The organism is Papillibacter cinnamivorans DSM 12816 (assembly GCF_900176335.1).
Taxonomy (GTDB): domain Bacteria; phylum Bacillota; class Clostridia; order Oscillospirales; family Oscillospiraceae; genus Papillibacter; species Papillibacter cinnamivorans.
Window position 1 is genome coordinate 287,534 of record NZ_FWXW01000001.1, and the last position, 20,390, is coordinate 307,923.

Annotated in this window: 25 protein-coding genes; 23 read left to right on the forward strand and 2 right to left on the reverse strand. The window is 55.4% G+C overall.

The annotated features are described in order from the left end of the window. The first annotated feature begins 1 nt into the window (after window position 1). The 19 genes from B9A13_RS01445 to B9A13_RS01540 all read left to right on the forward strand — a co-directional run bounded on the left by B9A13_RS01445 (window position 2) and on the right by B9A13_RS01540 (window position 14,290). On the forward strand, window positions 2-1,264 hold the full coding sequence (locus B9A13_RS01445) for a phage portal protein (protein WP_084233538.1): 1,263 nt from the start codon (window positions 2-4) through the stop codon (window positions 1,262-1,264). Window positions 1,265-1,271: 7 nt separating this feature from the next. Further along, window positions 1,272-2,009, forward strand: a complete 738-nt coding sequence (locus tag B9A13_RS01450) for a head maturation protease, ClpP-related (RefSeq protein WP_084233251.1) — start codon at window positions 1,272-1,274, stop codon at window positions 2,007-2,009. 41 nt (window positions 2,010-2,050) lie between these two features. Next, window positions 2,051-3,343 (forward strand): phage major capsid protein, encoded by a 1,293-nt coding sequence (locus B9A13_RS01455; protein WP_084233252.1) that lies wholly within the window; start codon window positions 2,051-2,053, stop codon window positions 3,341-3,343. 33 nt (window positions 3,344-3,376) lie between these two features. Beyond that, a complete protein-coding gene (locus B9A13_RS01460; protein ID WP_084233253.1) occupies window positions 3,377-3,850 on the forward strand; it encodes a hypothetical protein in 474 nt (157 codons plus the stop codon). A 78-nt stretch (window positions 3,851-3,928) separates the two neighbouring features. After that, window positions 3,929-4,429, forward strand: coding sequence for a hypothetical protein (locus B9A13_RS01465; RefSeq protein ID WP_084233254.1), 501 nt, complete (start codon window positions 3,929-3,931; stop codon window positions 4,427-4,429). A gap of 12 nt (window positions 4,430-4,441) precedes the next feature. Then, window positions 4,442-4,762: a hypothetical protein gene (locus B9A13_RS01470; protein ID WP_084233255.1), complete on the forward strand. Its 321-nt coding sequence runs from the start codon at window positions 4,442-4,444 to the stop codon at window positions 4,760-4,762. An 18-nt stretch (window positions 4,763-4,780) separates the two neighbouring features. Then, window positions 4,781-5,722, forward strand: coding sequence for a head-tail connector protein (locus B9A13_RS01475; protein ID WP_159447987.1), 942 nt, complete (start codon window positions 4,781-4,783; stop codon window positions 5,720-5,722). Next, the gene (locus B9A13_RS01480) at window positions 5,719-6,039 is read left to right on the forward strand and encodes a phage head closure protein (RefSeq protein WP_159447988.1); all 321 of its coding nucleotides are present in this window, start codon (window positions 5,719-5,721) and stop codon (window positions 6,037-6,039) included. Before B9A13_RS01475 ends, B9A13_RS01480 begins: the two co-directional genes overlap by 4 nt. 206 nt (window positions 6,040-6,245) lie before the next feature. Next, complete coding sequence (gene gp17 / locus B9A13_RS01490; RefSeq protein WP_084233259.1) at window positions 6,246-6,659, forward strand: tail completion protein gp17; 414 nt, start codon at window positions 6,246-6,248, stop codon at window positions 6,657-6,659. Window positions 6,660-6,666: 7 nt separating this feature from the next. Then, complete coding sequence (locus tag B9A13_RS01495) at window positions 6,667-7,362, forward strand: cadherin-like beta sandwich domain-containing protein (RefSeq protein ID WP_084233260.1); 696 nt, start codon at window positions 6,667-6,669, stop codon at window positions 7,360-7,362. 57 nt (window positions 7,363-7,419) lie between these two features. Next, entirely contained in the window at window positions 7,420-7,758 is a 339-nt protein-coding gene (locus B9A13_RS01500; protein WP_143806836.1) for a hypothetical protein, read from the forward strand. After that, complete coding sequence (locus tag B9A13_RS01505; protein ID WP_084233262.1) at window positions 7,740-8,051, forward strand: hypothetical protein; 312 nt, start codon at window positions 7,740-7,742, stop codon at window positions 8,049-8,051. Before B9A13_RS01500 ends, B9A13_RS01505 begins: the two co-directional genes overlap by 19 nt. Continuing rightward, on the forward strand, window positions 8,051-8,488 hold the full coding sequence (locus B9A13_RS01510; RefSeq protein ID WP_084233263.1) for an HK97-gp10 family putative phage morphogenesis protein: 438 nt from the start codon (window positions 8,051-8,053) through the stop codon (window positions 8,486-8,488). Before B9A13_RS01505 ends, B9A13_RS01510 begins: the two co-directional genes overlap by 1 nt. Next, window positions 8,488-10,179 (forward strand): phage tail tape measure protein, encoded by a 1,692-nt coding sequence (locus B9A13_RS01515; RefSeq protein WP_084233264.1) that lies wholly within the window; start codon window positions 8,488-8,490, stop codon window positions 10,177-10,179. The genes B9A13_RS01510 and B9A13_RS01515 overlap by 1 nt, the downstream gene beginning before the upstream one ends. Next, window positions 10,179-12,662 carry a LamG-like jellyroll fold domain-containing protein gene (locus B9A13_RS01520; RefSeq protein ID WP_084233265.1) on the forward strand — a complete coding sequence of 828 codons (2,484 nt, stop codon included), beginning with the start codon at window positions 10,179-10,181 and terminating at the stop codon, window positions 12,660-12,662. Before B9A13_RS01515 ends, B9A13_RS01520 begins: the two co-directional genes overlap by 1 nt. After that, complete coding sequence (locus tag B9A13_RS01525; protein WP_084233266.1) at window positions 12,614-12,943, forward strand: DUF5658 family protein; 330 nt, start codon at window positions 12,614-12,616, stop codon at window positions 12,941-12,943. Before B9A13_RS01520 ends, B9A13_RS01525 begins: the two co-directional genes overlap by 49 nt. A gap of 45 nt (window positions 12,944-12,988) precedes the next feature. After that, complete coding sequence (locus tag B9A13_RS01530; RefSeq protein ID WP_084233267.1) at window positions 12,989-13,495, forward strand: phage holin family protein; 507 nt, start codon at window positions 12,989-12,991, stop codon at window positions 13,493-13,495. Next, a complete protein-coding gene (locus B9A13_RS01535; protein WP_084233268.1) occupies window positions 13,488-13,826 on the forward strand; it encodes a phage holin, LLH family in 339 nt (112 codons plus the stop codon). The genes B9A13_RS01530 and B9A13_RS01535 overlap by 8 nt, the downstream gene beginning before the upstream one ends. A 2-nt stretch (window positions 13,827-13,828) precedes the next feature. Next, complete coding sequence (locus B9A13_RS01540) at window positions 13,829-14,290, forward strand: YcbK family protein (protein WP_084233269.1); 462 nt, start codon at window positions 13,829-13,831, stop codon at window positions 14,288-14,290. Between the two features lie 48 nt (window positions 14,291-14,338). On the opposite strand, the gene B9A13_RS01545 is transcribed toward B9A13_RS01540, so the two are convergent. Further along, a complete protein-coding gene (locus B9A13_RS01545) occupies window positions 14,339-15,136 on the reverse strand; it encodes a KilA-N domain-containing protein (protein ID WP_084233270.1) in 798 nt (265 codons plus the stop codon). A gap of 282 nt (window positions 15,137-15,418) precedes the next feature. Continuing rightward, entirely contained in the window at window positions 15,419-15,712 is a 294-nt protein-coding gene (locus B9A13_RS01550) for a DUF5658 family protein (RefSeq protein WP_084233271.1), read from the reverse strand. Between the two features lie 333 nt (window positions 15,713-16,045). Here B9A13_RS01550 and B9A13_RS01555 point away from each other — a divergent pair, with 333 nt between their 5' ends. From B9A13_RS01555 to B9A13_RS01570, 4 genes are all read left to right on the forward strand, one after another. Continuing rightward, on the forward strand, window positions 16,046-17,059 hold the full coding sequence (locus B9A13_RS01555) for a M23 family metallopeptidase (RefSeq protein ID WP_084233272.1): 1,014 nt from the start codon (window positions 16,046-16,048) through the stop codon (window positions 17,057-17,059). Between the two features lie 103 nt (window positions 17,060-17,162). Continuing rightward, window positions 17,163-17,774, forward strand: coding sequence for a site-2 protease family protein (locus B9A13_RS01560; protein WP_084233273.1), 612 nt, complete (start codon window positions 17,163-17,165; stop codon window positions 17,772-17,774). Between the two features lie 39 nt (window positions 17,775-17,813). Then, on the forward strand, window positions 17,814-19,646 hold the full coding sequence (locus B9A13_RS01565; RefSeq protein ID WP_143806838.1) for a TIGR03960 family B12-binding radical SAM protein: 1,833 nt from the start codon (window positions 17,814-17,816) through the stop codon (window positions 19,644-19,646). Beyond that, window positions 19,639-20,304 carry a TIGR03936 family radical SAM-associated protein gene (locus B9A13_RS01570; RefSeq protein ID WP_084233275.1) on the forward strand — a complete coding sequence of 222 codons (666 nt, stop codon included), beginning with the start codon at window positions 19,639-19,641 and terminating at the stop codon, window positions 20,302-20,304. The genes B9A13_RS01565 and B9A13_RS01570 overlap by 8 nt, the downstream gene beginning before the upstream one ends. The last annotated feature ends 86 nt before the right edge of the window (window positions 20,305-20,390 follow it).

A 20,390-nucleotide genomic window follows, 5' to 3' on the forward strand; every position in this document is an offset into this window, starting at 1 on the left:
AATGGGATTCGGAGGCCGCGTGAAAGCAGCGGCAAAAATACTTATGACGGGCAGCCTGGAGGATTACCGGGCTGCTTTTATTCGGGGCGACGACCTCGACGGATGGACAGTGGATGCGGAAACCGCCATGAAATATTCGGCGGTAAACGCCTGCATCCGGGTGCTGTCGGAAACCTTCGCCAGCGTCCCCATCATCCTGTATCAAAAGACGAAAGACGGGCGCGACCCCAGCACGGATCTTGCCGCATACGACGTTCTGCACAACCGGCCGAACGAGGAAATGGCGCCGTTCAATTTCAACGAAACCATGATGACGAATTTTTGCTCTTCCGGGAATATCGTCTGCGAACGCCTGTATAACCGTGCCGGAGAGCTTGTCGGGCTTTATCCATATTCGCATCGCGTTACCAATATCGGACGAAATCGGGACACAAAAAAGCTGGAATATAAAATCGGAGCGGGACCGGACAGCAAAACTCTTAACCGGAGCCAGGTGCTGCATGTGCCAAATCTCAGCTTTGACGGCGTGATCGGAATGTCTCCGCTTACATACGCCGCGGAAACCATCCGCCTGGGGCTGTCATATGAAAAATACGGAGTCAAGTTTTATAACAACGCGGCCATGCCGAGCGGCGTTTTTGAACATCCAGGAGCACTCGGAGACGAAGCATATAAGCGACTCAAAAAGGATCTCACCGAAAATTATATTGGTTTACAAAATACCGGGACCCCGATGATTTTGGAAGAAAATATGAAATGGCAGCAGGTGACCATTAGCCCGGTGGATGCCCAGCTGCTGGAAAGCAAGTATTTTCAGATCGAGGATATCTGCCGGATTTTTCGGGTGCCGCAGCATCTGGTGAACAAGCTCGACCGGAGTACCAATAACAACATCGAGCATCAATCCCTGGAGTTTGTCATGTATACCATGCTCCCGATTTATAAGCGGTTTGAAGACAATATCAACATGCAGCTTCTGTCCCGGGAAGATCGGAATAAGGGATATTATTTCGAGTACAAGCTGGACGGGCTCCTCCGCGGTGACGCTTTGAGCCGAGCCCAGGCATACGCACAAGCAAGGCAATGGGGATGGATGTCGGTCAACGATATTCTCCGGCTGGAAAATAAACCGGGGATCGGACCCAGCGGAGACATATATCTGCAGCCCTCCAACATGGTGGAGGCCGGAAGCGATCAGTCGGCCGCGCAGAACAATGCGAGGCTGATTGACGATATACAACGAATGATTTCAGAAAGGAGGTAAAAACAAGATGCCTTTTTGGAAATTTCAGAATATAGCGGCGTCGGAAACCGAGCCGGAACACGCGGAGCTGCGCATCGAAGGAGACATCATCGACAACGAGGACGCGTGGCTGTATGAGTGGTTTGGGATTCAGGCGGTATCCCCGAACGCTTTCAAGGCGGATCTTTCCCAGTATGACGGGAAGCCGATCACCGTGTGGATTGACAGCTATGGCGGAAGCGTATTCGCGGCAACCGGCATCTACAACGCGCTGCAGGAACACAAAGCGGATGTCACCGTGAAGATCGATGGGAAAGCCATGTCCGCGGCAACGATCATCGCGATGGCCGGAAAAGATATCCTGATGTCTCCCACCGCCATGATGATGATCCACAACCCGCTGACGGAGGCATACGGGTACGCAAGCGATCTCAGAAAGACGGCCGATGTCCTGGACGAGGTAAAGGACGCGATCATCAATGCGTATCAGCTAAAAACGGGACGGTCCCGGGCGAAGCTGTCCGAAATGATGAATGGCGAAACCTACATGAGCGCCAAGACGGCGATCAAAGAAGGCTTTGCCACCGGGATGCTGTATGCGGATAGCGAGGCAAAACCGGTGGAAATGGCCTTTAACCGGCACGCGATCCTCAACAGCACATCAGAGGCGGTCAAGCGGATGGTCGCCATGCAAAAACCGCCGGATCCGCAGAAACCAGATAACTCAAAAGCCCGCGCATTGCTGGCCCTGGAGATGGAGCTCTAGGGCATTTTTCATACCCAAAATCAAAAAGGAGGAAAACAACCATGAACAAATCCAAGGCTATGAAAGCCCTGATCGCAAACCTCACCGCGCTGCAGACGGACGCGCAGGCCCTGCAGACTAAACCGGATGCTACCGCGGCGGAGATCACCGCCAAGACCGAAGAGATCAAGGCCGTAAAAGCCAAGATCAAAGCCCAGGAAATCCTCGACGAAAGCAAGGAATTCGACGAGGCCGGAGAACTGATCCCGGATACCAAGCCCGTGAACGATCCCATTTATGCGCAGCCGAAAAACCACAAGGGACCGTTCAACAGTTTCGGAGAACAGCTGCTGGCAGTCGTAAAATCTTCTCCGAAAGGCGCGGTTATCGACAAGCGGTTGATGGAAATCCAAAACGCCAGCGGAGCTAACGAAGGCGTTCCTTCCGAAGGCGGATTTCTTGTTCAGCAGGATTTTGTCTCCGAGATCCAGAAGGTTATTTTTGACCAGTCTCAGATTCTCAGCATGTGCCGCGAGATTCCCATCAGCGCAAACTCCAATGGTGTTAAACTCAATGGGATCGACGAAACCAACCGAGCGAACGGATCCCGCTGGGGCGGCGTGCAGGGGTACTGGGCGAACGAAGCTGCGACCGTAACTTCCAGCAAGCCGAAATTCCGCAAAATCGAGTTGTCCCTCAACAAGCTGTTTGCTTTGTATTACAGCACCGACGAGCTGCTGGCGGACGCCTCCGCAATGGAAGCGGTCCTTTCTCAGGCATTTTCCGAGGAGCTGTCCTTTAAAGCGCTTGACGCCATTATCCGCGGCACGGGCGCCGGGCAGCCTCTCGGCATTCTCAACGCCGGTTGCTTGGTTTCTCAGGCGAAAGAAACCGGGCAGGCAGCGGATACTGTCGTGCATGAAAATATCAGCAAAATGTGGAACCGCCTATTTGCCGGATCCAGGGCAAACGCAGCATGGCTTGTGAACCAGGAAGTGGAGCCGCAGTTGGAGGCAATGGCGCTTGCAATCGGAACCGGTGGGACGCTGTCGCCCATGGCCATGGAGTATATGACCAAGGGAACCATCAAGGGGCGGCCCGTCATTCCCATCGAACAGGCATCGGCTTTGGGCGACGTTGGAGATATCATCCTGGCCGACATGCGCCAGTATCTGCTTGCCACTAAGGGCGGTCCGCAGATGGCGTCCTCTATGCATGTTCAGTTCCTGTACGACGAAATGACCTTCCGCATGACCTGGCGTTTGGACGGTCAGCCGGCGCTCCACAGCGCGATCACGCCGTACAAGGGAGCTTCCACCCTGTCCAGCTTTGTCACCCTGGCCGAGCGGGCATAATCCGAATCTGAATAATAACAGGAGGTAAAATACATGAAGGGAACCAATATTGCCGAGCAGTTTCACGTTGTCAATATCCTGCCTCCGCAGGATGTGGACACCGGAAAGACTGCCGATATTTTCTCAATGAAAAATTACGCGCATGCCACGATCATCGTACAGTGCGGATCCACCAACGCGGACGCCGGAAATATCACAATCGAGGAGTGCGACAACTTTACGCCCACAACCGACACGGCTATTGACTTTTATTACTACGCAGAGACAACCGCCGCAGGCGACACGCTCGGCGCAAGAACGAAAGCAGAAGCAGCTACCGGAATCGACGTATCCGCAAACGACAACACGACATATGTCATCGAAATCGACGCTTCTCAGCTCTCCGACGGATACCCCTGCATCGAGCTGAAATGGTCCGATCCAGGCGGAGCCACTTACGCAAGCGCGGTCGCCATTCTCAGCGGACCCAGATATGCAGAGGATCAGTCGCCCACGGCGATTGCCTAATTAACGCAGGGCGGCCGGTTTCGGCCGCCCTGACTTTGCCCAACCAGGGCGTAACGCGAAAGCGATGGAGGTTTTATTATGACTTTACTTGGATCCAAATGGGTTTCCGGACTGCTGGAATTCTTTGTGAGATCCACCGGAACTACGATTTTTAAACTAACGGCATCCGGCGCGGAGGGAAACCTTGTCGGCAACGTGACAGGAAACGTGACAGGGAACGTGACCGGATACGCGCTGAAATCCGAGGCAAGAACCGCAACCGCCGACGGCACCGGAACAGGCACGATATCGGCGGGCACCACGCACGTAACCGTAACGGCGACGGATGCTAATCACATCATAAAGCTGCCTGCGCCCGTCCCGGGTCTGGTTATCACGCTGCTCAACGGTGCAACCGGATATGAAATCAGGAGTTCCGATCCTGCTACAATCGGGATCAACGGGGGTACCGGGGCAGCCGCGGAATCGGCGGTCGCGGCAAACACCACCGTGGTACTGCGGTGTGTATCCGCAACCGCATGGCTCGGATCGACCGTAACGACCGCCGGAGTGGTTGGCGTTCTTGAAGTCGCCGCGTAAGGGGTGATATAAATGATCGGAGTCACCAGAGCAACCGCTGCGACCGGCGCCGTCAGCCTGGAGGTAAATCCAGGCAGAGCATGGCAGCTGGAGCAGATCAATGTGCACCTAAACGCGGCCGGAGCAGCGGGGAACCTGACCGCCACCGTCGACGCCGCAGCAGGGGCAGCCTATGACGTCGTGATCCTCACTCAGGATATGACGTCGATATCGGATCTTGTCTATATCCCGGACAGACCCGTCCTGTTGGAGAGCGGAGACAAGCTTACGGTGGCGTGGGCTAATTCCGGGGATAAGACATACGGCATTGAAGTCAAGCACAGCACGAGGTAAAGAAAGGCGGTGGGCCGGTTGCTGGACTATAAAATCATAACCGCGGTGACGACGGAACCGGTGACGCTGGCCGAAGCCAAGCTGCACCTGCGGGCCAACTCAGAAAGCTTTTCCGACGGAATCGCGACCAGCCAATCCATCGCGCCGGGATCGCATACCATCGCCGCCTCCTACGGGACCGTGGGGGCGGCGGTGGACGTTCTGGGATACTTTTCCGCGGTGAACCTGAACGCCGGAGCCTGCGAAACGGGCGGCTCCGTGGCGGCGAAAATCCAGGAGTCGGATGACTTCGTCACCTGGACCGATTTCACGGGAGGCGCGTTTACCACCGTAACGGAGGCTAATGACAATTCCGTCCAGGAAATCGAATACACCGGAGGAAAGCAATACATCCGGGTAGCGGCCACCGTCGCCGGAGCGGCATGCGAGTTTTCGGCGGACGTAATTACCGTGACGGGAGAGGACGCGGAAGATTCGCTGATTTCCGACCTGGTCACGGCGGCAAGAGAATACTGCGAGGCGTTCACCGGCCGGGCGCTGGCGCCCCAAACGCTGGAGGCATATCTTGACCGGTTCCCGTGCAGGAATCATATCGAATTGCCGATGCCTCCGCTGCAGAGCGTGACCAGCGTCAAGTACAAGGATTCTAGCGGAACGGAAACCACAATGACAGCAGACACGGAATATATCGTGGACGTCGACAGCACCGTGGGTCGGATCGTACTGCCTTACGGTGTAACGTGGCCCAGCTTTACAGCCTGGACGGTAAATCCAATCCGGGTCCGTTATACCGCCGGGTACAGCGCGACGAATCCCATGCCGAAAACCATCAAGCAGGCCATGCTGCTGCTGATCTGCCACTGGTACGACCATAAGTCCGCCGTGGGGGATGTGGGCGGAAGGATGGAGCTGGCGGTTCACGCGTTGCTGTCGCTGCACAGGGTGAGGTGGTTCGGGTGATCGAAGCAGGCAAGCTCAACCGGATCATCGCGCTGCAGCGGCGTACCGTCGCCCATGACGAATACAACGCCGAAACGGAAACCTGGGCGGACGAATCGGTCATCTGGGCGGAAGCCATCACGTCCGGCGGCCGGGAATTTTACGCGGCACAGAAGCTCAACGCGGAAACCTCCGTCGTGTTCCGCATCCGGCACACTAGAAATATAAACACGCAGATGCGCGTCCGTTGGGGAGGCCGGTATTTTGCGATCCTGTCCGCAGAGGACCCCACCGGCCGGCGGGAAGAAATCCTGATCTCCGCAAAGGAGGTGGTTTGATGAAGATACCAAAATACTTAAAGATCATTCCATCTGGAACGGGTAAACGTTCAATAACATTCACGGTTAAAGTCAAGTGGTGGGGGTGGCCGATTCTTATTTTTAAGGCGATGAGGGAACGGTTCGTTTTTCCGTGGTACAGTTGGCTGGCTTATCCGTATTTTTGTGTTAAGATTATGCGTAACGCATGTCGGGAGGTGCGCTGAGTGGACATTGAAGCCGCTTTCACCGCCTATCTTCTGGCGCGGACGGGCCTGACGGCGCTCGTCGGAAACCGGATCTATCCGGACGAAACCCCACAGGGCGTAGACCTGGCAAGGCATACCGCCGTGGTTTATTCCCAAAGCGGGGCGGATGAAAAAATCCACACCCACGCGGGGCAAAACGCGCTGGAACAACCGGCCTATCAATTTACCGCTTACGCTCCCACGCGGCCCCAGGTGAAAGCCATTTCGGCGCAGCTCAAGGATGCGCTTTGCGATTATTCGGGGACGATGGGCGGGCTGGAAGTGCAGTATATCCGCCTGGACACGGAGCTATACGACACCGAGCATCCGGGCGACGGGGTAACGGTGAGCGTCTGCGTCCTGGAATTTTCAATCAACTATGTAAGGAGCTGAAAAACATATGAGCAATGCGACCTTCGGCGCCGGAGGGGTATTCGCCTGGAATTCGCATACCATCGGAGAGGTTGACACCATCGGCGGAGTCAATGTAAAAGCGGACACCGTGGAAGCGACGACCCACCAAAGCGCCAATAATTTCAAAGAATATATCCTCGGGCTGCTGGACACGGATGAAATCACCATCGAAGGCAACTTCTATGCCGGGGATACAGACGGGCAGATCGCGTTTCTGACCGACCTTTACGCGCGAACCGGAAGAACTGCAACCATCACATTCCCGACGGTCACCGGAACCGCGTGGACCATCACAGCGTTGCCGACCGGTTTTTCCACACAGCCGCCTATCAATGACAAGATTCGGTTTACCCTCAGCATCAAGCCTACGGGTAAACCGACCATGTCTGTGGCGGCATCCAACAATCTTTCCGACCTGACGCTCACAACGGCGACGCTGTATCCTTCTTTCGCGGCGGCTACCTACGACTACACGGCAACTTCCACGGGCTCCAGCGTGACCGTCACGCCGACGGCAAGCGCTGGCACCATCACGGTAAACGGAAACACCGTAGCCACGGGAGAAGCCTCCGCCGCCATCAGCCTGGGAAGCTCCGGAGACATGACCACCATCACCATCGTGGTGACGGAAACCAGCAAAGCACCCAAGACCTATACGGTCCGGGTGGCAAAGACGGCCTGATAAAGGCGGCATAAAAGGGGAGGGGAAACCCTCCCCTATGCGTATATGGAGGAAAACATGAGACAGCTGCAGACGAACGACATCTTCCGGATGAGCCGGATTTTCAAAAAACTCAGCATTAAAGCGGCAGACGTTGAAATGGAAACCGCAGAAGGAAAAACACCGGATAACGCCGATGAAAAACTTGCTCTGGCAGTCATCCTGAAAGTTGTGGAAAATCTTCATCTGGCGCAGGCGGAGATCAACGATTTCCTGGGAGATCTGGTGGGAATAACCGGAGAGGAATTCGGCGTACTTCCCATTTCGGAAACTATCCAATATATCAAGGAATTCAAGGAGCTGGATGGAATCGCGGATTTTTTCGCGCGTGTCGGGCAGTGGACGAAATCGCTGTAACCGACCTGCTGCTGCACCGGTACGGGAATATCGAATATGTCCTGCGCCTTCCATTTTTGGATGGAGTGGAACTGATTGCAAAGGCAAGGGAACAGCAAGAGGAACGAAGAATCTGGGAAGCCTGGCTGATACAAATGCCGCATATGCAAAAATTCACGCCATACGAAGAATACTTGGATTCTATGCGTAAAACCGCAAAGCCGAAGCAAGCGAAAAAGCAAACAACGGAACAGCAGATCGGCATCCTTAAGCTCTGGACTGCGGCGCTGGGCGGAACGGTGGTGGAAGTATAATGGCGCATTTTAAAGGCTCGGATATCGAAATCGACGGGCTGGATGAATTGATCCAAGCCTGCGCCCAGCTGCCGGAGGACGCCATGTCGTACCTGAAAGACGGCGCGAACGCGGCCGGGGCCATTGTCCTCCAAAAAGCCAAAGACAAAGTACCGGTACTGACAGGCATAACAAAGGTTAAGCTGAAGCTCACCAAAGCGAAAAAAAGCTCTAAAACGCCTTATAAGATATTCAGCAAAGTTTCCGCCGGCAAAGGAGCCGCGGCGATGGGGCCGCTGGAGCTAGGGCACAATCTTGTAATACATGGGCATACCGTGGGCGCTGTAAAGGAGCGTCCATTTTTGCGCCCCGCGGCGGATGAAAGCAAAGAGGAAGTCGCGGATCTGATGGTGAAAGCCATGAATCGGGCGCTGGAAAGCATGGGAGGCGTCAAGTAATGAGCAGCGTAATCCGGTCCCTTATGATTAAAATCGGCGCGGATCTTACCGACGCCCAAAAGGGACTTAAGCAAATGTCTAAAGACCTGAAGAGCGCCGGGAAGGAAATGACGGCCGCGGGCACCGCGCTCACCAAGGGCCTTACCGTGCCGATTGTCGGAGCCGTGGCGGGGCTTACAGGGCTGGCGGTCAAAGCATCGGAAACCGCAGACGAGCTTATCGCCATGTCCAATCAGCTGGGGATCAGCACCAGCAGCCTACAGAAGCTGCAATATGCTTCCCGATTTGTAGACGTATCCGTGGAGGACATGGCCAAGGGAATGGCAAAAACCACAAAGGCAATGGGCGCGGCGGTGTCGGCCGGTGACGATTACATAGAAATCGCCGACGGGCTGAAAGTATCCATCAAGAATTCCAACGGCAGCCTGAAAGATTCGGAGCAGATGTTTTACGACGCCGTGGACGCGCTGGGAGGTATGACGGACGAAACACAGCGGGAGATCGCCGCCCAGGAACTGTTTGGAAAAAGCTATCAGGATATCATGCCGCTGATCAACGCAGGAAGCGGGGCCCTGGAAGCATACGGAGAGGAAGCGGAAAAAGTCGGGGCCGTATTGGACGATCAGACAGTGTCCTCTCTGGGATCTTTCAACGACATAATCGAAAAACTGAAAGCGATTGTGGAATCCGCAGGGGCGAAAATCGGAGCCGCTTTTGTGCCGGTGCTGGAAAAGCTGGCGCCGATGATCGAGGAAAAGATCGTACCAGCAATTGAAAAATTTGCGGATTGGCTCTCCGGACTTAGTGACGAACAAATGATGGCTGCTTTAAAAATAGCCGGATTTGTAGCGGCGTTGGGACCTGCACTTTCCATACTCGGAAGCGTTACATCAACAGTGGGAAAATTAAACGGAAGCCTTTCGACTGCCGTCGGAGCCTTTGCAAAAGCAGGAGGCGGAGTTGGGGGCGTCAAGGCGGCTCTGGCAGCATTTATGGGACCTGCTGGCATTGCACTGCTTGCCATTATAGCGATCGCTGCGGCCGCGTATCTGATCTACAAAAACTGGGATAAAATTGGCCCGTTCTTCAAAAACCTGTGGGATACCGTCACGGGAATCTTTAAAGCTGCATGGGACGGTCTGACCTCGACGCTCTCAAATTTGTGGAGCTGGGTGCAGGACTTTTTCTCCAAATGGGGCCCCACAATTTTGGCCATCGTCGCGCCGTTCATCGGGATCCCGCTGCTGATCTTCCAGAACTGGGAAAGCATCCAGGACTTTTTCGCAGGGCTCTGGAAAAACGTCCTGGGCGTATTCAAGGACGCAGTAAACGGGATCATCAAGATTGTGAACCTGATCCCGGGCGTAAACATTCCGCTGATCGGCACGGAAGCCAACGTCGAAACGCCGAAAACGCAAAGTACCAAATCCAGCGGGAAAATCTACGGCTCCGGCGGCGGCCATATGGCGGAATACGCGCTGGGAACCGATTACGTCCCCATGACGGGAATCGCAAAAATTGACCGCGGGGAAACAATTATTCCAGCCGATAAAAGCAACGCCGGATATTCTGCAAATGGCAAAGGTGTCGTTATCAACATCACCGGAAACACCATCTCCAGCGATTACGACGTCGACCGCATCGCCTCACAGCTGGTGAAAAAACTGAAACTCGCGGGAGTGATTGCCTGATGTATTCCATCTACATAAAAGGTACGGACAAAACGGACCTCTACAAAGTGGGCTCGTTGAGCATATCCAAGGGAGCGGACAACCGATCGAGTTGTTCGCTCTCTTTGCTTACCACGGCCGCGTACTGCGACGTGATCGGCCAGGATCTGCAGGTCAAAGACGGATCGGACGTGATCTTCGGCGGCGTCATCAAAACCGCGTCCATCTCCAAATTGGAGCCTGGGACCGGATCGTCCGTGAAGCTGCGCCTGGACATCACCTCCAACGGGTACGGAGACATCCCCGCACGGCGCACCACGACCGCCGTGTTCACCAACAAAACCGCCGGGGATATCGTGACCTACATGGTGAATGAAGTCCTCAATTACGCCGGCGCGAACGACCAGATCGGCACGGGGACCATCAACGACGGAGCGACGCTGGCGGAGTATGCCGCTGTGTGCAAAACCGTGAAAGACATCCTGGACGAACTGGCGGACGCCTCCGGGTACAAATGGTATATTGACGATAACCGGGACCTGCATTTCGTGGAGGAGGACACCGTCACCGACGCGGCCCACGATATAGCGGAGGGCGGAGCGTTTACCGATTACGAGCTGGAAAGCCTGGAATCCAGCCTGGACAATTACCGCAACAAACAGTTTGTCAAAGGCGGAGCCGGGGAGGACGGAAACAACATCCAGATCGTGGTGGAGGATTCCACGGAAATTTCCGCGCGTCAGACCTCAGAAGGATCGGATTACAGCAGCGGAATCTATGGGAATGTCATCGATGACAGCAATATCACCAACGAAACCACCGCCACAAACGCCGCTGAAAACGCGCTCAAAAAATACGGCGTCGCCCCGGCCACGCTGACCTTCACCAGCTTCACCAACGACTGGGTTTCCGGAACGAAGCTTAAAGTCAACCTTCCGACTTTTGGAATTTCATCAGACGAATACTATCTGATCGAGGAAGTTTCCATCCGGGATACAGACGGCGTCAACCTGCAGTCCACCGTCACAGCCACCCGCCGCAAAAGCAGCGACTTTTCCACGCAGCGCAGCGAAAATTACATCGACTATTTTTCAAAGCTGGTGAAAAAATCATCGAGCGGGACGACCGTAAGCGGCTCCGCCGACGTGGCCCCGTTCGCCGCTACGGCCACCAACGCCGCGTCCGTGTCCGTCACCACGTCGGAGGTTACCGCCGCCACGCTGGACCTGACGCTGACAAGCCGGTCCCGCATCGTGATCTCCTTTTCCTGCGAGATCACCATATCCGGCGGAGCGGCCAACCTGACGGCGCTGACTTACATCGACGCCGTAACCCAGACCTACCAGCCGACGCTGTACTGCGCGTCTGAGCAGACCTATGTGCTTTCCTATGTCGATTACAAGGACGCCATGGCGTCGGGAGACTACACCGTCGCGGTCAAGCTGCTCACCGACGCCAACGGCGGCAACATATCCATCGGACACGCCCGCTTGGTGGTGCAGGTCTACCCGCAAGCAGTCCCGTATCTGGCCAACCCGACAGGCTTCACCGCCACAGTGAACGGAAGTTCCGAGATCGACCTGGCATGGACCAATCCGACGGCGTCCACATTTACGGAAGTAAAGCTCTACCAATATTCCTCCAGCCTGGAGGCTCATGACCGCGCCTGGTGCGAAACCAACGCGACGCTGATCTACAACAACACCGGAACCAGCTACAACGACACCGGTCTGTCCGCGGAAACGGCCTATTATTATAAGCTGTTCGCGGTGCATACCGTGGACGGGACGGATTATTACAGCGTTGGCATCACCCAGAGCGGGACGACGGAAGAATATGTTGGGTTGTCTTATCCCGGATCTTTAATACATTTTAACGGAGAAAATGATTCCACCACATTCACCGATGTTTCAACTAAAGCATGGACAGCGGTTGGAACGGCAAAATTAAGCACAGCACAAAAAAAGTTTGGAACCGCTTCATTTTTAAGCAATTCAAGTAGTTCTTATATTTACACTCCCTCTAACGAAGATTATGAATTTAGTTCGGGTGATTTTTCAATAGATTTTTGGGTGCGCCCAACGTCAGATATATATAACGACAATACATGGCACGTGTTTGTGTCGCAGTATTTCGACACAAACAATCGCTGGTTTATCGGAAATTTTTCGTCCTCTTTGTATTTTTATTGGGTAATCAGCGGAGTTACAGTGCAGGTTATAACAACGATACAGATGCTAGCAAATAACTGGTACCACATTGCGATAGAAAGATACGGAAACGAATTAATTGTATACACGAATGGACAAATACAACAAACGCTAGATGTAACCGGAAAAAATTTTCCACAGTATTCTGCGCCACTTACAGTAGGAGCCAGATATACTGGCAGCACAATAGACAGAGCATTTGACGGATACATCGACGAATTAAGAATCATGAAAGGGACAGCAGCATGGACAGATACAACATTTACGCCGCCAACAACAGAATACAGCACTTAATTTTTATTTTTATCCTCACCATCACCGTTATGGATGCCGTCTGCACCGCCGCGGGCATACGCCTGGGCGTGATTGCCGAGGGCAACCCGCTGATGGCCGCCCCCATGTACGCCGCCCCTGGGATTACCGCGGCCGCCGTGTGCGCCGGTACCGCCGCCCTGCTTGCGTTGATCTGGCGACTGAGGCGGCGGGCACCCTGGGCCGGGGCCGCGCTGCTCAGCGTCCTGGCCGTCAAGCTGGGCGTCGTGGGGCTGCATTTATACTGGATTCTCGCGCTGTGACCGCCAGGGGGCGATATTTTTTATGGGCATTGGAGGCGGTCAACCATGGCCGGAGAATACATTAAAAAGCTGTTTGAAAACGATTACCTGGTGTGGCTTTCCGTGCTGGGGTCGCTGCTGTTCAAGTTGTGTTTCCCGGAGACGACCTATCTGTACGCTGCGGGCGCCGTGCTGGGGATCATGATTATCGACCTGCTGACAAAACTATATGCCCTGTCAAAGCAATCCGGCGGGCTGAAAAAAGCGGTGGGAACCCACAAGATCACCAGTTCGGCTTTCGCCAAGGGAACGCTGGACAAGCTGCTAGTGTTTGGGGTCATGCTCATTATCTGCGGCCTGGCGTACCGCCTGACGCCGATCACTGAGGTTGCAACCTGGCTCACGCAAATCATTTTCACGCTGATGTTTCTGCGGGACGCGCTGTCCATTCTGGAGAACCTTAACGACGCGGGGGTTAAGGGACTCGGTATCTTCAAAAAGGTCATCCGAAATAAAATGTCCGAGTATATCGGCTCGGATGAAAACGACAAGGAGGAAAATAATCATGAATGAAATTATCCGATACACCATCGACGCCATGTTGGTGATAATCCTGGGCATCGTCACGAAAAATCTGATCCCTTATATCAAGCAGGTTCTGGAGGAAAAAGCCAACGCCTACGTCAAAAACTGGGTTCAGACAGCCGTAGCCGCCGCGGAACAGACCATCACAGGATCCAAAATGGGAGAAGCCCGCAAAGCATGGGTCATTAAGCTGCTGGCGGGTCTGGGCATCGTGGCCGACGATGCCGTTAACGCCATGATCGAAGCCGCTGTCAAGACGCTGAACGACGCCGGAACGGTCATAGCCGCTCAGGTTGATGAAATCAAAACGGAGGGGTAACGATGGCGGTTAAAACATACAGCCTTGCCAAAGACGGCAATAAAAAGCTGTCAGAGCACTTCAGGGTCAAGGAATTTGCCTGCCGGGACGGTTCCGACATCGTACTGATTGACACAAAGCTGATTGATATCCTGGAAAAGATCCGCGTCTATTATGGACTTCCCGTTAAGATCACCAGCGGATACCGGACAGTGTCATACAACAAGAGCGTCGGCGGCGCGTCGGCGTCCTATCACATCAAGGGCATGGCGGCCGATATAGTGGTTACGGGTAAGACGCCGAGGGATATGTGCCTCCGTGGGATCAACCTCGGGATTAAAGGCGTCGGAATCTATACCTGGGGCATCCACGTGGATACCCGAACCGTCCCCAAGCTGTGGTATCAGGTGAAGTCCGGCGCGTCGTATATCTACGTCCCGATGCTGGCCAATATCCCGGCGGGGCTGTTCAATAACACACTGTAAAACAAAGCGCCGGGTCCCCGTTTAGGCTCCGGCGCTTTTCGCTCTCTATTACTCCTTAGATGTTTCTATGTATCCCATCGCTTCACGGTAATTCGGGAGGGCAAGCAGCCTGTTTAAGTACGGTAAAGCTCCCGGATCTCTTTCCGCAAAATAACTTCGAGATTTTGTACGTAACCATTCCTCAACAAAAAAGCTTCTCAAATCTCCGATTAGCTCGTTTGGATAAGCCCTCGCTTGGACTATGCGTCCATCCTCGTAACGGTGCGGATATTTTGGGAACTCATCTACATGGTACCCTTTGTCACGCAAGTGTTTCGAAAAGGTTTTTCCTAGTGATATGTCTGGTATTTGACCCGACGAAACAGTATACCCCATTTGCTCTAAAGGGCCAATTAAATGCAAGGTGACTTCATTAAGCATTGAAAAGTAGCCGAACGGAACACTATTCATATTTGCCATATATCTTCTAAGATGATATGGCAAGTTCTGATTTTTGCCACCTCCAGACATCCATTCGGTTACCCATTGTGTGACAAGAACAGAAAACTTAGGAGAAAGCCATTGCGCTAGATGTACGGCTACCTGCGGATGCACCCAAGTTCCCTGCTGTTGAGGAACGCCTCCGGATATTGAGACGGTTAATCTTTCGGTGGGGATTCCCGTTGCCGCAGACAACTCTTGAAGAAATGGGCCTGTGGTGCTTAACCGGTTATATTCTTTCATTTGCTTTCCGGCGGCCTTGCACATTGCTGTTGCGTTAATGTAACCATCTGTTACCCTCTGAAAAATGAGAACATTTTCCGCTTCCCGATTTATAAAACCAGGTATCATCAGTTGCTCTGTCATAGCAGTCCCCCCAAAAAAGTAAATTTTTACAATATAATACCACAAAATAAGACATTGGTATAGCAAGTAAGGGTTTTCACAAAAAACTAGCTTAGATGCCTTTTGGGTTCCGTGGTGGGTCCCACCCACCACGGCGATTCACTGTTTAATTTGTAAGTTGTATCAAACATAATGGTACTCTCCCACGATGCCCTAGAGGACCTTCCGCACCTCTCTGCTCAGCGAAGCGTCCCAGAAAGGACGTTGAAGCCGCCTCTCTCCATCCGGGGAGGGGCGGCTTTTTTATATAACTTGAGAGATCCACATAACGTGTATAACCGCTATCCCGATCTTGGCGATCAAAACGGCGGTCATGGCGCTGAACAGCCACTTGATCCGGCTGCGTACACGGTATAGCCCCAATAGAATGCCACCCACAGCAGCGCAGACAAGCGCCGATGCCGCGCCAGGATGCCACGCCATGAATTGTACCATAACAGGGTTTGCCTCCTGAACGGCCCCGCAAAGCATTCCCGCCGCCGTACATACGGCATCAAATACGGTAAGTATAAAAATAATAAAAAGCAGTTTTTTCATATCCGCACCCTTCTGGCGCAAATACTCAAAACCTGCTACTACTTTACTACTACTTTTGGATGCCGGATGCACTGATATTTATAGCTTTACCTCTTGGTCCCGAACCAAGCGCGATACCAAACTTCGCCACACCCCGAACTTGCGATGCCTATTCATTATAGGGAGGAAAGAGGGCATTGTCAAGTCCCATTTCCCACGCCTCCGGGAATAAAAGCCCGTCTCCCCGAATATAGATGTAGTGCCGCGGCATTCGGGAAATTTGCCTTTCCGGCAGTTACCGGCGCGCACCCGTAAAAGCTTCCGCCGCTGGCGGCGGGAAAAGGGGAGACGACGATGCAGACAGGCTATCGTGCAAGAACCGCAAGGCCGAGAAGCGCCGCCCGGATGAAAACCAAACGGAGCGGCAAAACGGCTGCGCTGGGGAAAAAAGAAAAACGGCGGATGATACAGCTCATCATATGCGCGGGCATCTTTCTCGTCATGGTGGCCGCTAAAATCGTCTATCCGGCGGGCATCGACCGCGTCCGGGGGGACATTATGGGCGTTATTACCCAGGACGTGGATTATAAAGCCGCCTTTTCCTCCATCGGCAGAGCCATCGGGGAGGGAGGCGGAGTGACGGACGTGCTCAGCCGGGTCTATGTCGCCGTGGTTCATCCGGGTCGGACCGTGGCCGTCTCGGGAGTCACCGAAGGATTCCTCTCCGAGCAGGATTATCTCTCCACTTCCGCCGGAGACGGCTCAGCGATCCTGAATCGGCGCGTCAACCGCGTGTTTGACGCCTCTGCCGCCTCCTCGCCGGAAGCTGCGCAGCAGCCGGAGGCGGAGCCGATCCAAGCCTCCTCCGAATCGGAAACTGCGGAGATCACCCATCTTTCGGCGGTCATTGAAGTGGAACCCGCCTATTCCGGCCCCGCTCTTCCCGACGGGGTGAGCCTTAAGCATGAGCTTCTGGGCATCACCTTCACATCGCCGCTGAAAGGAGAGATTTCCTCCCCCTTCGGATACCGGGAACATCCCGTGGACGGCGGGGAAAAGTTCCACTATGGGATTGACCTCGCGGCCGACACCGGCGCCGCCGTCGGCGCCTTCGCGGACGGAAAGGTGATCGCCGTGGGGGACAGCTCCAGCCTGGGTAAATATCTGGAAATCGAGCATGCCGGCGGCGTCACCACCCTTTACGCCCACTGCAGTAAAATCTGCGTCTCCGCGGGGCAGTCGGTGGCCATGGGCTCCAAAGTGGCGGAAGTGGGGAACACCGGAATTTCCACCGGCCCGCACCTGCATTTTGAGGTCCACTTAAACGGTATCTATCTCAATCCCGCCTGGTACCTCACCACCGTTTAGCCCTTACATAAGCATCTGCGCGCCCGGAATGGCCGTTTCCGGGCATTTTTCCTGCCAATGAGCCGGTGTGCACAGAGGCACGGGTATGCGGGGAGGAAGAAAAATGACTCTTGGCAGAATTCAGATAACAGGAGGCTTTTTGCTGCTTCTAAGCCTCCTGTTCTGCTTTGACCGGCAGCATCTGCTGGCCTGTTTTCTCGTGGCGGCGGCTCTCCATGAGGCGGGGCACCTGCTGGCTCTGCGATGTGTGGGAGGGAAGGTCCGCTGCCTGCGTCTCACCGCTCTGGGAGCCGAGATGGTCCTGGACGGCCGCCGGCTGTCGTATTGGGGAGAGCTTGCCGCGGCTCTGGCGGGCCCCGGGGCCGGTTTTCTGGGGGCGTATGCCGGCGCCTTATGGGGCGCCCGGGGCGGGGGAGAGGCGGCATATCTCTTTTCCGGGATCAGCTTTATCCTTTCCGTTTTCAATCTTCTCCCCGCCAGGTCCCTGGACGGCGGGAGGGCGCTCTTTTCTCTTCTGGCGCTCCTGTTTTCCCTGCGCACTGCCGAACTCGTCTGCCGTGTGAGCACCGTTACCGTCATTGGGATAGTATGTCTCTTCGGGGTTTTCCTTTTGGTGATCTCCCGCGGCAATTTTACCCTCCTGGCGGTGGGCCTCTGGCTTCTGGCTTCGGACCGGCGGGAAAAAAAGGTTGTAAAACGGGCGTATCCGAGATAAAATATGCCTCTAGACAGAAAGCGCTGCGGAGGTGCCCGATTGAAACCTGAGCTGGAGAGAATTTTATCGAGGGTCCAGAAGCCCGCCCGCTACACCGGCGGGGAATACGGAAGCACTGTGAAAAACGAGGGAGTAAGCTGCCGCGTGGCCCTCTGTTTTCCTGACACCTATGAAATCGGCATGTCCAATCTGGGCCTTCGCATCCTCTACGGAGTTCTAAACGCCATGGACGGGGTGTGGTGCCAGCGCGTCTTCGCCCCCTGGACGGATATGGAGGAGGAGATGCGGAAGGCGGGCATCCCCCTGTATGCCCTGGAAAGCGGAGACGGCATCGCGGACTTCGACATCATCGGCTTTTCCCTTGGGTATGAGATGGCCTATTCCAATGTTCTGAACATGCTGGACCTTGCCGGCCTCCCCGTGCGCTCGGAGGATCGCAAGGACCTCCGACCCCTGGTGGTGGCGGGAGGCACCTGTGTCTTTAATCCCGAACCCTTGGCCGACTTTGTGGACGTATTCCTGCCGGGAGAGGGGGAGGATGTTCTGCCCTATCTGGTGGAGCGGTACCGCGCGGCAAAACGGGACGGGCTCTCCAAGGAGGCTTTTCTCCTCTCTTTGTCCCAGGAAGAGGGCTTTTATATTCCCTCCCTGTATGAGCATGTCTATCACGAGGACGGAACTCTTTCCGAAATCCGCCCCCTCAACGGTGCTCCGGCGCAGGTGAACAAGCGCATTGTCCATGACATGGACCGTGCCCTCTATCCCGAAAAGACCATTGTCCCCTCCACCGAGATCGTTCACGACCGGGTCATGCTGGAGCTCTTCCGGGGCTGCGTCCGGGGCTGCCGCTTCTGCCAGGCGGGCTATGTCTACCGCCCGGTCCGTTCCCGCTCGCCGGAGCTTCTTATAAAGCAGGGGATCGGGGCTCTTTCCGCCTCCGGCTATCAGGAGATCTCTCTGGCTTCTCTCAGCACCAGTGATTACCGGCCCCTGGGCGATCTGTGCGACGGGCTGCTTTCCTGGTGCGAACCCAGAAACGCCAGCCTTTCTTTGCCGTCCCTCCGGGCGGATAACTTTTCCATGGAACTCATGCGCCGGGTCCAGCGGGTGCGGAAAAGCGGCCTCACCTTCGCCCCCGAGGCCGGCACCCAGCGTCTCCGGGACGCCATCAACAAAAACGTCACCGAGGAAGATCTGCTGCGCACCTGCCGCACCGCCTTTTCCGGGGGCTGGAGCCAGGTGAAGCTCTATTTCATGCTGGGCCTGCCCACGGAGACCGACGAGGACGTCCTGGGCATCGCGGACCTGGCCTTCAAAGTGCTGAAAACCTTTTACGACGCCTCTCCCGTCCGGAATCGCGGCGTGAGGATCACGGTGAGCACCGCCCTTTTCGTTCCCAAACCCCATACGCCGTTCCAGTGGGAGGCCCAGGACACCCGGGAAGAGTTTGAGCGCAAGATTGCCCTTCTCCGCTCCGCCATGCGCTCCAAATCCATCTCCTACAGCTGGCACGACCCGGATACCAGCCTTCTGGAGGCCGTCCTGGCCCGGGGCGACAGAAGGGTGGGGAAGGTGATCGAGACCGCCTGGCGCCGGGGTGCCAAGTTCGACGCCTGGGAGGAGCATTTCTCCCCGGAGCGCTGGAAAGACGCTTTTGCCGCCTGCGGCCTGGACCCCGCCTTTTACGCAAACCGGGTCCGTTTTAAAGACGAGCTTCTGCCCTGGTCCTCCATCTCCTCCGGCGTGCGGACGGAGTATCTCTGGCGGGAGCGGGAGCAGGCCTATCGCTCGGAGATCACTCCCGACTGCCGCCGGCAGTGCACCGGCTGCGGCGCGGACAGGCTGTATACGGAGGGGAAATGCGATGAATAGCAAACACCGCCTCCTCTTTTGCAAAGAGGGAACGGCAAAATATATCTCCCACCTGGACCTGATGCGCACCATGCAGCGTGCCTTTCTCCGGGCGGAGCTCCCCATCCGGCACACCGAGGGCTTCAACCCCCACGCCTTCGTCTCCGTTGCCCTTCCTCTTCCCGTGGGGCATGCCTCCCGCTGTGAGCTGATGGACTTCGAGCTTCTGGACGAATCTTTACTGGAGGACGTGCCCTCCCGCATGAACCCCGTTCTGCCCGAGGGGCTCCGGGTTCTGGAGGCCTATGTTTCTCAAAGGCCCTTCAAAGAACTCGCGTATCTCCGCTCCCGCCTGGAGCTGTTTTACGACCGGGGCGGAGCGGAAGAGGCGGGACGCGCCCTGCGGGAGCTTTTTTCCCGGGAGACCCTTCCGGTGACCAAGACCTCCAAACGCAAAGGGGAAATTCAGATCGATCTCATCCCCCTTGTCCGGGACCTGGAGGTTTCCGCCGATAAAACCGTTCTCACGGTCACCGCGATACACCTCGCCCAGAACCCCACCGTCAATCCCGAACTGCTCGTCTCCGCTCTGTCGGAAAACGTCCCGGACTTTGTCCCGGATTTTGCCTCTTATCTCCGCCTGGAACCCCTGGACGAAGCCCTGAGTCTCTTCCGGTGACGGTTCGGCAAGTATTCCATTGCAAATAGGACCGCGAAAGATACCCGGGGCCGGGAAAATCCTGCGGATTTTCCCGGCCCCGGGTC